A 12,886-nucleotide genomic window follows, 5' to 3' on the forward strand; every position below is an offset into this window, starting at 1 on the left:
TGAAGGAGTGAAGAATATGAATCTTGTTTTAGGAATAATCGGAGTGATCGTAATGATCTATCTCTTTTGGTACTTGTTTGAGGGGGGAGAACGATGAGTAGCTATTTTGTGCAAGGCTTTTTATTTTTACTGATCTTACTAGCAGCCGCGGTTCCTTTGGGCTGGTATATCAAAGAAATCATGCAAGGAAAAACACCGCGGTTTGTCCGCTTTATTCAACCCATTGAACGGTTGACCTATCGAGTGATTGGTTCGGTCAGCAAAAAAGAAATGACGGCCAAAACCTATCTATTGTCCGTCTTGGCCGTCAGTGTCTTATCCATCATCGGATTGACTGGATTATTGATGGTCCAGCATTGGTTACCGCAAGGGGCAGCCGTTGAGAACATGTCCTTTGACTTAGCATTGAACACAGCCGTCAGTTTTGTGACGAACACGAACTGGCAAGCTTACGCTGGGGAAGAAGCACTGACCAATCTTTCCCAAGCATTAGGATTAACGGTGCAAAATTTCTTGTCAGCGGCAGTAGGACTAGCCGTATTGTGTGCCTTGATTCGTGGGCTGCAGCAAAAACAAAAACGTACGGTAGGGAATTTTTGGCAAGACATCACCCGTTCCTTGCTCTATATCCTTTTGCCACTTTCATTGATGTTAGCGATCTTACTCCTGTCTCAAGGTGTCGTTCAAACGTTCAGTAGCGGCGTGGAAGTCAATGGATTTGAGGGGGAATCCTTTTGGATGGCGCTCGGACCAGTAGCGAGTCAAATCGCCATCAAGCAATTAGGGACCAACGGCGGCGGTTTCTTTGGCGCCAACGCTGCTCACCCATTTGAAAACCCAACGATGTTCAGTAATTTTTTAGAAAACTTAGCGATCTTGTTGCTGCCAGCTGCTTTGATTTTTGCCTTTGGCTTTTGGATCAAAGAGTGGAAACAAGGACGTACGATCTTGATCACCGCAACCGTCTTTTTGATCCTAGCTTTTATTGGCGTAGTGATCAGTGAAGCTTATGGACCGCAATTCAGTCAAGTGCTTGGGAATGCCAATCTAGAAGGCAAAGAAGTACGTTTCGGTGTCGGTTGGTCGAGTCTCTGGGCAGTGAGTACCACCGCTGCTTCCAGTGGATCAGTCAATGCCATGCTGGATAGTTTTACACCACTCGGGGGTGCGATCCCGATGTTCTTGATGCAGCTGGGGGAAATTATCTTTGGCGGTGTCGGCAGCGGGCTTTATGGCATGATCGCTTTTCTATTATTGACGGTCTTTATCGCTGGTTTATTAGTCGGACGAACACCCGAATATATCGGCAAAAAAATCGAAGCCTTTGACATTAAAATGACGAGTATCGTTATTTTGACGCCATTGCTACTGACGCTTTTCGGGGCTATGTTGATGACCTTGCATCCTGACATCATGAGCTGGCTAACCAACCAAGGCGCCCATGGCTTTAGCGAACTGTTGTATGCAGCAACTTCATTTAGCAACAACAACGGGAGTGCCTTTGGCGGCTTGACCGCAGATACTGTTTTCCTGAATAGTTTGGGTAGTATCTTGATGTTCGTTTCACGTTTCGTTCCCATCGCAGCCATCTTGTATCTGGCAGAAAACATGGGGGCCAAAAAGAAAACCGTTCGTAATGAAGGAACCTTGTCAACCACGAGTCCAGTCTTTGTCACGATGCTGATCATTGTGATCATCGTGATCGGTGCACTGAGCTTTTTACCAGCGATGGCTTTAGGTCCAATCGCAGACTTCTTTACAACGAAATAGGAGAGAGAAAAATGAAAAAAATCTATCAATGGGCGATCGGCAAATCCTTTAAGAAATTGGACCCTCGCCAACAAATCAAAAACCCCGTAATGTTTGTGGTTTACTTAGGGGCGATCTTGACAACGATTTTATGTTTTCAAGAACAAACGGTCCCGTTGTGGTTTAGCATCAGTGTGACCGTCTTCTTATGGTTGACCTTGTTGTTTGCCAATTTTGCCGAAGCAGTGGCAGAAGGGCGCGGCAAAGCACAAGCGGATAGTTTGAAGCAAGCAAAAAAAGAAATCATGACCTACAAAGTCATGTCCTTGGAAGATGTAGCGAAAGAGGCTTTTATCGAAGTCCGATCCTCCGATTTGAAAAAAGGCGACTTGGTGTATGTTCCTTCTGGCGAACAAATTCCTGCCGATGGGGATGTCGTGGAAGGTGCTGCTTCGGTGGACGAAAGTGCCATCACAGGAGAATCAGCCCCTGTCATTCGTGAGTCTGGCGGCGACCGCAGTGCAGTCACGGGAGGAACGTTAGTCGTTTCCGATTACTTGGTCATCAAAGTGACCGCTGAAAATGGCCACTCCTTTTTGGATAAGATGATTGCGATGGTGGAAGGGACGCAACGGAAAAAAACACCCAATGAGATTGGCTTGCAGCTGTTCTTAGTGACACTGACCATCATCTTCTTGGCAGTTTCCATCACATTGATTCCTTTTACCGATTTTAGCAGTCAGTTATCTGGTCGGGGAACGGCGATTTCCAGTGTGATCGTGATCGCTTTATTGATTTGTCTTGCACCGACCACGATCGGCGCCTTGATTTCCTCGATTGGGATTGCTGGAATGAGTCGTTTGACCAAAGAAAACGTCATCGCCATGAGTGGCCGCGCGATTGAAGCAGCAGGAGATGTGGATGTTTTGCTGCTGGATAAAACAGGAACCATTACTCTGGGGAACCGCCGTGCCAGTGAGTTCTTGCCAGTACCAGGGGTCACCGCCAAAGAGTTGGCAGATGCAGCGCAGTTGGCATCTTTTGCCGATGAAACGGCGGAAGGCCGCAGTATTGTGATTTTAGCCAAAGAAGCCTTCAATATTCGTGAGCGGGAGTTTCAGCAAGCCGATGTTCATTGGATCGATTTTAGTGCCAAAACACGGATGTCTGGGATCGACTATCGTGGCGATGAGATCCGTAAAGGAGCTGCGGATACGATCAAGCAATATGTGACGGCAAAAGGGCAAACCTATCCCACGGCATGTGACGAGATCGTAGAAAAGGTCGCTAAGGCTGGTGGAACCCCATTGGTCGTAGTAAAAAATGGCCAGGTACTTGGAGTCGTTTATTTAAAAGACATCGTGAAAAACGGCGTCAAAGAAAAATTTGCCGACATGCGAAAAATGGGCATCAAGACGATTATGATCACTGGGGACAACCCCTTGACGGCAGCTGCTATTGCCGCCGAAGCGGGCGTCGATGATTTCTTAGCCGAAGCAACACCAGAAAACAAAATGAACCTGATTCGCGAATATCAGGAAAAAGGGCATTTGGTGGCGATGACGGGGGATGGAACCAACGATGCACCCGCACTCGCCCAAGCCGATGTGGCAATGGCGATGAACACTGGTACGCAAGCAGCCAAAGAAGCGGGCAATATGATCGATCTTGATTCCAGCCCGACCAAATTACTGCAAGTAGTCCAAATTGGTAAACAGCTGCTGATGACCCGTGGGGCATTGACGACCTTTAGTATCGCAAATGATATCGCCAAATATTTCGCAGTGATCCCTGTTCTGTTTTATGCCATTTATCCAGAACTCGCAGCGCTGAATATCATGAATCTTGGTAGTCCCTTAACTGCGATTTTGTCCGCAGTCATCTACAATGCAGTCGTGATCATCGCCTTGATCCCTTTGGCGTTAAAAGGGGTCAAATACCAAGAAAAACCAGCCAGCCAAATGCTGCGGTACAATCTGGTCGTCTACGGCCTAGGCGGCATCATCGCACCATTCATTTGCATCAAGCTAGTAGATTTGCTTTTGTCAGCTGTTCTGCTATAAGAAAAATCCATCAGAGTCAAGGAGTCATTTAGGAGGAAAACATGATGAAGAACACCCTCTTTGCCAGTATCAAATTTTTACTAGTTAGTACCGTGCTATTTGGCGGTCTCTATACATTGTTGGTCACTGGTGTCGGACAAGTCTTTTTTGCCCATCAAGCCAACGGCAGTCAAATCGTGGAAGACGGAGCGGTCAAAGGATCTGAGCTGCTTGCGCAACCCTTTGACCAAGCAGGTTACTTCCAAGGGCGTGATCAAACCGTTTCACAATTGTCGCCCTATGATACGACCCAAAAAAAGACTGTAGCTGAGCGGACAGCGACGTTGCTGGCAGAAAACCCAACCCAAACCAGTGTGCCGATCGATCTCGTGACCGCTTCGGGTAGTGGCGTTGATCCTGATATCAGTGTCGAAGCGGCACTTTTTCAACTGCCACGGATCGCTGACACAAGAGGCATCGATGAACAAATAATTCATGATATAATAAACAGGAATAAAGTAGCTGATCTGTTCTCCACGAGAGAATACGTCAATATCATGACCTTGAATCAGCAGCTCGATCAATTACCCGAGGAATAGGGGGAAGCATCTATGAGTGAAAACAACCAGCAGACGATCCCAGAAGAGATGCTGCTGCAAGCAGGCTTTGGACCTAAACGTGGCAAACTACGGGTGTTTTTCGGTTTTGCTGCCGGTGTCGGAAAAACCTATACGATGTTAACCGAAGCCCATGAGTGTTTGCTCATGGGCAAAAATGTGGTGATCGGCTATATCGAACCCCACAAACGTCCCGATACCAATCGATTGCTTGAAGGGTTACCACAAGTACCATTAAAGCAATACCAGCACAAGCAATTGACCCTTTATGAGCCAGATATCGATCGACTGATCCAACTAAAACCAGATATCGTCTTGATCGATGAGTTGGCACATACCAATCCCATTGGTGCGCGAAACAAAAAACGTTACCAAGATGTCGATGAACTATTGAATGCAGGAATCACCGTCTACACGACCATCAATGTCCAGCATATCGAAAGTCTGAATGATATCGTGGAAAAGGTCACGGAAGTGGAAGTCAGAGAAACGGTGCCTGACACCTTTTTCCAACACGCCAGTTTGCGGGTAGTGGATGTTGAACCAGACGAACTGATCGATCGATTGGAACAAGGAAAAATCTATGCTGATGAAAATGCCAAACGAGCGCTAAAAAATTTTTTTACGCCAGAAAAACTTGATCATCTGCGGGGATTAGCGATCCAAAAAGCTTCCAATCATATCAATCAAATGAACGGCGGTCGAAAACGAGTTCAAAGCAAACTTTTGACCATCATTGATGATCGCTTGCCGAAAATGGCAGAAAAATGCATTCGTTGGACCGCTCGCTTAGCCCAAGGAGTCGGTGCCGAATGGACGGTCATCCAAGTTCGATCGTTAGATGATACACCTACCGAAGTGCCGTTGGCAGAGCGTTTGGGTGCAGAAGTCATCAACATTGAAGCGGATGACAGTTTTGAAACCATCGTAGAGTATGCCAAAATGACGGGTGCCAGTGACATTATCATGGGGAAACAGGTTTCTCAAAAGTGGTTCCAAAAATTGTTTGTCGAGGATTTAGAAGACCGCTTGATTCGCCGCCTTGATGACATTGAGATCCATTTGATTCCTTTTAAAGAAAAAATGCAGCGACCACGGCTGACGTTTTCGCAATTATTTGAAGGCGGCGGTCGAGATTTCACCTTGACCTTTGGGCTGATCATGCTCGCCACCTTAGTGACAGAAGGCATGCAGTATCTGCATTTCGGCGAGCAGAACTTGATGCTGGTCTACATCTTTTTTGTTCTCTTAGTGGCCCGTTACACGAGTGGCTATCTATGGAGTGCCATGGCATCGATCATTAGTGTCCTTTCTTACAACTGGTTCTTTGTCGAACCCTTGTATTCCTTGACGGTCTATAAAGCAGGTTATCCAATCACATTAGTGATCATGCTGATCGTTGCCTTGATGATCAGTAACTTGATGGTTCGATTGAAGACCCAAGCAGAAAATGCCAAGGAAAAAGAGCATCAAATGGAGATATTGTATGAACTGAACAAACAATACATGGAAACGCGGAATGAGCAAGAAATCTATGAAAGTACGACCACCTATTTGGCACGCTTACTCCAGCGAGAAGTGGCGTTATATGACAGAGAAGGCCACTTGAGAAGTCTGCATTCTTCAAGAGAAACACTGTCTCAACTGACTGGCAAGGATGAGAAAGCCGTCGCTTTTTGGGTCGTGAAAAATCAAAAAGAAGCTGGTCGCGGCACAGATACTCTGATTGGTGCCAATGGGTTCTACTTGCCGATCGTTTTAAACGGCAAACCACTAGGCGCCCTTGGGGTAGAACGCAACGAGGAGCATCAGTTGGCCAATAGTCAATTGAATTACTTGCGCCTTGTGATCACCCAAATCGCGACCGTGTTGGAGCAAGTCTCATTAGCGAGTGAGAAAGAACAGATCCAATTAGAAAACGAACGGGAAAAAGTCCGCAGCAATCTGCTGCGTGCGGTCTCCCATGACTTGCGGACCCCCTTGACGACAATTTCTGGCATTGCCGAAACATTGAGCGAAACCGAAGGCGTGATCAAAAAGGAAACGAAACAAAAGCTGCTAGGAGACATCCAAAGTGAATCCCAGTGGTTGATCCGCATGGTCGAAAACTTATTGTCGGTGACCCGCATCAACTTGACCAATATGGCGGTCAAGCGCAGTGAAGAACCAATCGAAGAAATTATCGAAGCGGTTTTGACACACCTAAAAAAAGTCTATCCGCAACAAAAAATCATCGTGAAAATGCCTGATCAGCTGATTTTTGTTCAAGTCGATCCCATCTTGATCGAACAAGCCTTGTTTAATTTGATTGAAAATGGGGTTCGCCATGGAACCGCCGATACACCGATTTTCTTGCGAGTTTCTCAAGAGCAAGAAGTGGTCATTGAAATCGAAAACCAAGGGGAGATCCCCTTAGGACAATACCAAAAAATCCAAGCGAATTTGACCAATGACACCGAAGTGCCGGTGGATTCAAAAAATGGATTAGGCATCGGACTGAGTATCGTGAAAACCATCATCCATGCCCATGAAGGCAAATTGGCGATCGAAACGAAAGCAGGCAGTATGATCTTTCGTATTTATTTAAAGCAGTAAGGAGGGAGAACATGCAGCGACATTTTTTATTGATTGAAGATGATTCGAATATTGTTGATTTTATGGAGGTCGTCTTGCAAAGAGAGCATTACAACTTTACGTCAGTCGGCACTGGCATGGAGGCATTGATGCTCTTGCAGGAAGAAACCATCGACTTCATCTTGCTGGATCTGGGCTTACCGGACATTGACGGCATGGAGCTGTTGAAAATCATTCGTAAGCGCATGAACACACCGATCATCGTGATCTCTGCCCGCAAAGATGAACAAGACAAAGTGCAAGCATTAGACCTCGGTGCCGATGATTATGTAACGAAGCCCTTCAGTACCAATGAATTATTTGCCCGCATTCGCACGGCACTACGGCACAAGGAGACAACTGCCTTTAGCAGCAGCCCAATTCTCGTAAACAAGGAGTTAACGATCGATTTTGAGAAAAAAATCCTGTACAAGAATCAAAATGAGATCCATTTGACCAAAAACGAATACCGCATCATGGCAGTTATGTTCAAGAATTTAGGCAAAGTCGTCACTTACGATACCCTGACTAGCGAAGTCTGGGGACCTTTTGCAGCGGATGCACAAACCTTGCGAGTCAATATCTCAAACATTCGCAAAAAAATCGAAACCAATACGCTGCAGCCAGAATATTTGATCACTGAAATCGGCGTCGGGTATCGCTTGCGGGAGTATCCAGCAGAACTCTCTGAATAAATTCGTTTCAACTGTAAATAGCCTCTTCCTAAACTTTAGGAGGAGGCTATTTACATGAATCACTTCAATCAGCACAGAGTCTACTGCTTTATATTATCAGTATAAAAAGGATTGCAGTCAGTGGAAATCTAAGTGGACAAGGGGCTGCATGAAGAGGAAAGCAAGCAATCATGTCACTCGTTTAAAATTTGTATATTTGTTATAAATTTATTGTTTGATCGGTAGAATTTTTTTTAAGATGCCAAAGGGTTAGTTAACTGACAGGTAGAAAAAACGAAAAAGGAAAAAAAGCGGCATCAACGATGCCACTCCATGGTGTTTTCGATTTCATTGGTATCAGAGTCCAGTTGTTCAGAAACGATGGTAAAGCCATGTTTGAGATAAAACGCAATAGCAGCTGTATTTTTTTGGTAGACGTTCAGAGTCAGCTTCTCGTGTTCTGCTTGTACTTTTTGTAAAAGCTGCTTGCCAATGCCGTGGGCACGATAGTCTTTCAAAACGAAAATACCAGCGATATACTCATCCAACATCCCGATGAAGCCGACAGGCTGATCATCCACCGAATAGGTGTAGATAAGGGCATCGGCAAAGGCTTTTTTCACAAAGTCATAGTTATCTTGCCAATGGGCAGCTGAGATAAAGTCATGGGCATCCAAATTGCTTTGCAGCCAAATCTGGGCGATAGTTTCTAATTCAGAATCGGTAAATTTGGTCACTTGTTGTATCATGAGAACCTCCGTTTTTTAATCCAGTATAGCATAGGTTCACTGCTGATTACTGCAAATCGCGGCATTTTCATAGGCAATCGGACAGGAGATGAACCGATTGATAAGTAACGAAGGTTAAATGGCGAAGAAAAGCAATCTTTTTCGTTGAAATATTCTAACAACTTTGTTTCAGCTAGATGTCAATTTCTTGCAGCCAGATGTTATTTGTGTGAAAACAGCCCCAAGAGTGACATCTTTCGGTATGCTAGAGAAAGCGATATGACACATCTAGTTAAGGAGAAAAAATGAAAAAGACACTTTTGGTTGCAAGTTCACTTGTTTTGCTGACGCTGCCTGTCGTGACGGTATCCGCAGACAGCTTTGATCAGAAGATCCAGCAGCAAAATGAAAAAATCAATGACATAAAAAATGAATCCACCTCATTAGAATCGCTGAAACGATCTACAGAGGTAGAGATTCAATCGATTGAAGGAGAAATCCAAGCAATCCTACAAAAGAAAACGGCGACGGAAGAAGAAGTCAATGCCTTGGCACAAGAGATCCAAGTCCTTGAAGAGAAAATCATCAAGCGCACAGAAGTACTGGCGAATCAAGCGCGTGACATTCAAACGTCGGAACCTTCCAATCGTTTGTTCCAAAAAATCGTTGATGCGGAGTCCATCGGAGAAGCTATTCAACGGGCGATCGCTTCAGTAACGATCATGAATGCCAGCAATAGCATTGTCGAACAACAGCAAGAAGATATTGCAACAAGCCAGAAATTGGAAAAAGAGTTGCAGGAACAATTGGTTGCAATCGAAGAGCAGTCAAACGCATTGCAAGGAAAACAAGCGGAATTAGCTGATGTCAAGTTGAATCAAGAAGTTGCACTAGCCGACCTTGCCTTGGCGTTGAACACCGAAGAAGAGAAAAAAGACCAATTGGAAGCGGACAAAGCAGAAGCACAACGGCAAAAAGAAGCAGCGTTGAAGCAATTGGCTGAGCAAGAAGCACAAGAAGAAAAAGCGCGCAAAGAAGCAGAAGAAGCAGCAAAACGTCAGCAAGCAGCAGAAGCCAAGTCAGCTGAAACCGCCGAAAGTCCTGCCGTTCAACAAGCAGCAGTGGCAGCAGCCCAGCCGAAGACGGAAGCCGCAGTGGCGCCAGAAACATCGGTGTCGTCAGAAAAAACTGCAGCTACGCCTGCACCTGTGCAGCAAGCAGCTGAGCCAAAGGAACAAGCAAGCACAGGTGGATGGCAAATGCCAGTCGATTCGGTTCATATTTCGAGTCGTTTTGGGTATCGAACAGATCCAACAGGTGCATCAGGAAATCAACATAATGGCATCGACTTTACTGGGGGTACAGGAACGCCGATCTATGCGATCCAAGCAGGCGAAGTCGTTGAAGCGGGCTATGGTCCGTCAACTGGTAACTATGCGATCATCAAACATGCCAATGGCGTTTACAGCTACTACATGCACTTTAGTACGCTGCCAGCTGTTTCGGTCGGACAAAGCGTCTCAGCTAGACAATATGTTGGCGGTATGGGAACGACTGGGAATTCAACTGGCGTCCATCTACATTTAGGGATGTCAACAAGCTTATGGTCAGGATTCTTTGATCCGGCGCCAGAATTAGGCTTATAATAGTCAGAAAAACCGCAGAAGCGAACAGGCTTCTGCGGTTTTTTGGGTTGCTCTTCTTTTACGAAGTCTAAATTGGCTCAGCGCCAAAAGCGGGTCATCTCCGCTTTGTCTTTCAGGTTGAAAGCGATCATGTCCTCAATCAATCCTTGATCGATCGGCTCAGTCCACTTGATGCGAAAAATGTTATCCGTATGGCTGTAACCGGCGTTTTCAATGGCATCGGCAAACTGTTCAAGACACTTGGTTTCAGGGGAGACAGAAAAATGCGGTTTTGAAACGCTGAAACCGATAATAAAGGTCTCATGGGCGGTGAACATCGGCTGATTCCACTTGATGACTGGAACGAGGTCAGGAAATTTCTTGGTAATAGCGGCAAATACGGCACGCAGTTTTTCTTGCTTTACTGGATCTTCAATGCTGGTTAAGTAAGTTTCTAATACATCCATTGGGAGGATCTCCTTTCGTTTTAAGGAACGAGTACAGGGAATGTCGATCACTAAAAATAACGCGTGTTCGAAATCAAACATTTTGTTACTTAGAGTGTACTGTAAAGTTAGCAAGTTTACAAACCTGTTGCCTTGTTTGGGGATAACGCCTTCAGGATCAAACACTGTTTGCAAAAACAAATGCTAAAAATAACTTTTTTCTACTCGAACAAAAGCCAAGAGTCAGGAACATTCCCTCGTTATCCTGCAAGGTTCCTTAAGATTAGTTTAACTTTTCAGAAATAACGAATGAAAAAGCAGATTATTTTCAGAGAACACTTTCAAAAAAGAAATCGGTTGCATTCAACAAGAATTCTGCTAGAATATAACTTGTTCGAACAAGTTTTCGAGCGAAAGCAAAAAGAAAGGAGGAGGACTTGTGACCAAAAGGAAACCGGTAACCCAAGCAGCCAAAAAAGAATATGCAAACAAAAGTATGCGGTTTAATCGTTTTTTACTTTTTCGTTATATGACTGCGATCTTTTTCTTTGTCAATCTTTATTGGACCATATTGAGTCTGTCTCAATGGACATGGGCTGGTTTGATTCCCATTGCCTTATTGATCGTTGATGGACTTATACTTATTGAACAAACTCAAAAATATTGGCAGCAATCGAATCGTTTACTGGTGACAAAAATCGGTTATTGGCTCCAATTCGGCGTCAATCTCATTGCAATTTTTGGTATTTTGATCGGGCAGCAAGCAACGTTGATTCCTTTTATGAATCAATCGGTTAGAGGGATCTTACTTGCCTTGTTTTCTGTCGGCATGATGGCGTGTTTGTTCATTCAGCGTAAAGCGTGGTTGATCGAGCATGACCGCGACAAATATTTCACGTATTTGACTACATTTGAAACTCAAGGAGGAACAGTCAATGGATTCAGAAAATAACAAAATGTTTGCCTTCTTGGACCGCTACTTAATGGGTCCAATGGGAAAAATCTCACAATTACGGATCGTTCGTGGGGTCATGGCAGCCGGGATGGCGTCGATTCCTTTCACTATCGTAGGATCGATGTTCTTGATCGTCAGTGTTTTGCCACAAAGTTTCCCTGCATTAGAAGGTATTTGGAGTGCGTCATTCGATAAAATCCAAAATCTTTATATGTTAGGTAATACCGCAACAATGGGGATTTTAGCACTCTACTTCTGTGTCGTGTTTGGTTACGAGTATACGAAAATCCAAGCGCAAGAAGAGAAAATCGTTCTTAGCCCAGTCAATGGTGCGTTGCTTTCAATGATGGCGTTCTTTATGTGCTTGCCACAATTAGTTTTTGAAGGCGGTATGGCAACACTAGTCAATGTGATTTCTGATGACCAAAAAATCATCGATGGTTGGGAAATGGCTGGCGGCGTTACTCGTTTAGGGACAACTGGGATCTTTACAGCGATCATCATGGCGATCATTGCCGTAAAAATCTACGCATTCTGTGTGAAACGCAATATTGTCATCAAAATGCCTGACACAGTGCCAACAGGAGTATCTTCCTCTTTTACAGCATTAATCCCAACGGCACTGACTTCATTAGTTGTGATCGTTATCAATGGTGCATTAGTCGCAATGGGCACAGATATTTTCAAAGTCATCGCGATTCCGTTTAGTTTCGTGACGCAATTGACCAGTACCTGGATCGGACTACTTGTTATCTACTTCTTCATGCATGCATTATGGATTGTCGGTATTCATGGGGCAACGATCGTGACCTCATTCTTGACGCCAATCGTGTTGTCAAATATGGTGGAAAACCAAAATGGTGCCAACATTGCCTTTGCGGGTGAGTTTAACAATAGTTTTGTTACGATCGGTGGTTCAGGAGCGACGTTAGGAATGGTGATTTTCATCGCCTTCTTTGCAAAATCAGCGCAGTTAAGTGCTTTAGGAAAAGCAGCGATCGTGCCATCCTTCTTCAATATCAATGAACCGATTTTGTTCGGGATGCCAGTGGTATACAACCCGTACACAGCGATTCCATTCTTCTTAGCACCGATGGCTTCAATGTCCGTTGCTTATTTTGGCATCAACCTAGGCTTTGTCAATCCGCCGATTGCCCAAGTAGCGTGGCCGACGCCAATTGGCTTATCCGGCTTTATTGGTTCAGGTGGTGACTGGCGTGCCTTTGTCTTAGCAATCATCTGTGCAGTCGTTGCTTTCTTGATTTGGTTCCCATTCATCAAAATGTATGATGGCAAATTATACAAGGACGAACAAGCAAACGCAACGAAGGCATAATCAATCCGCTTTTTTGATAAGTCGGCTATGAAAAATAGCTGGCTTTTTTTACGTCGAGGATGATAATAGTAGTAAAGAATCGAATAGAAAGGAATAGCTAG

Annotated in this window: 10 protein-coding genes; 8 read left to right on the plus strand and 2 right to left on the minus strand. The window is 44.8% G+C overall.

What is annotated here, in order from left to right; translation table 11 throughout:
• Positions 1-93 precede the first annotated feature (93 nt).
• The 5 genes from kdpA to A5878_RS06200 are packed head-to-tail and all read left to right on the plus strand — an operon-like array spanning position 94 to position 7,716.
• The gene (gene kdpA, locus A5878_RS06180; protein WP_086294954.1) at positions 94-1,770 is read left to right on the plus strand and encodes a potassium-transporting ATPase subunit KdpA; all 1,677 of its coding nucleotides are present in this window, start codon (positions 94-96) and stop codon (positions 1,768-1,770) included.
• 11 nt (positions 1,771-1,781) lie between these two features.
• Complete coding sequence (gene kdpB, locus A5878_RS06185; protein ID WP_086294955.1) at positions 1,782-3,812, plus strand: potassium-transporting ATPase subunit KdpB; 2,031 nt, start codon at positions 1,782-1,784, stop codon at positions 3,810-3,812.
• Positions 3,813-3,853: 41 nt separating this feature from the next.
• A complete protein-coding gene (locus A5878_RS06190; RefSeq protein ID WP_015509414.1) occupies positions 3,854-4,390 on the plus strand; it encodes a potassium-transporting ATPase subunit C in 537 nt (178 codons plus the stop codon).
• Between the two features lie 12 nt (positions 4,391-4,402).
• Entirely contained in the window at positions 4,403-7,003 is a 2,601-nt protein-coding gene (locus A5878_RS06195) for a sensor histidine kinase KdpD (RefSeq protein ID WP_086294956.1), read from the plus strand.
• Between the two features lie 11 nt (positions 7,004-7,014).
• Positions 7,015-7,716: a response regulator transcription factor gene (locus tag A5878_RS06200; protein WP_086294957.1), complete on the plus strand. Its 702-nt coding sequence runs from the start codon at positions 7,015-7,017 to the stop codon at positions 7,714-7,716.
• Between the two features lie 296 nt (positions 7,717-8,012).
• On the opposite strand, the gene A5878_RS06205 is transcribed toward A5878_RS06200, so the two are convergent.
• Positions 8,013-8,444, minus strand: a complete 432-nt coding sequence (locus tag A5878_RS06205) for a GNAT family N-acetyltransferase (protein WP_086294958.1) — start codon at positions 8,442-8,444, stop codon at positions 8,013-8,015.
• Positions 8,445-8,728: 284 nt separating this feature from the next.
• Here A5878_RS06205 and A5878_RS06210 point away from each other — a divergent pair, with 284 nt between their 5' ends.
• Positions 8,729-10,069 carry a peptidoglycan DD-metalloendopeptidase family protein gene (locus tag A5878_RS06210; RefSeq protein ID WP_086294959.1) on the plus strand — a complete coding sequence of 447 codons (1,341 nt, stop codon included), beginning with the start codon at positions 8,729-8,731 and terminating at the stop codon, positions 10,067-10,069.
• A gap of 77 nt (positions 10,070-10,146) precedes the next feature.
• Here the strand turns inward: A5878_RS06210 and A5878_RS06215 are convergent, their stop codons facing one another.
• Positions 10,147-10,515: an iron chaperone gene (locus A5878_RS06215; RefSeq protein ID WP_086294960.1), complete on the minus strand. Its 369-nt coding sequence runs from the start codon at positions 10,513-10,515 to the stop codon at positions 10,147-10,149.
• Positions 10,516-10,933: 418 nt separating this feature from the next.
• Between A5878_RS06215 and A5878_RS06220 the strand changes: the two genes are divergently transcribed.
• Entirely contained in the window at positions 10,934-11,446 is a 513-nt protein-coding gene (locus A5878_RS06220) for a hypothetical protein (protein ID WP_086294961.1), read from the plus strand.
• Positions 11,430-12,785 carry a PTS cellobiose transporter subunit IIC gene (gene celB, locus A5878_RS06225; protein ID WP_086294962.1) on the plus strand — a complete coding sequence of 452 codons (1,356 nt, stop codon included), beginning with the start codon at positions 11,430-11,432 and terminating at the stop codon, positions 12,783-12,785. The genes A5878_RS06220 and celB overlap by 17 nt, the downstream gene beginning before the upstream one ends.
• The last annotated feature ends 101 nt before the right edge of the window (positions 12,786-12,886 follow it).

Origin of the sequence: Enterococcus sp. 3G6_DIV0642 (assembly GCF_002140635.1) — a bacterium.
Lineage (GTDB): Bacteria > Bacillota > Bacilli > Lactobacillales > Enterococcaceae > Enterococcus_D > Enterococcus_D casseliflavus.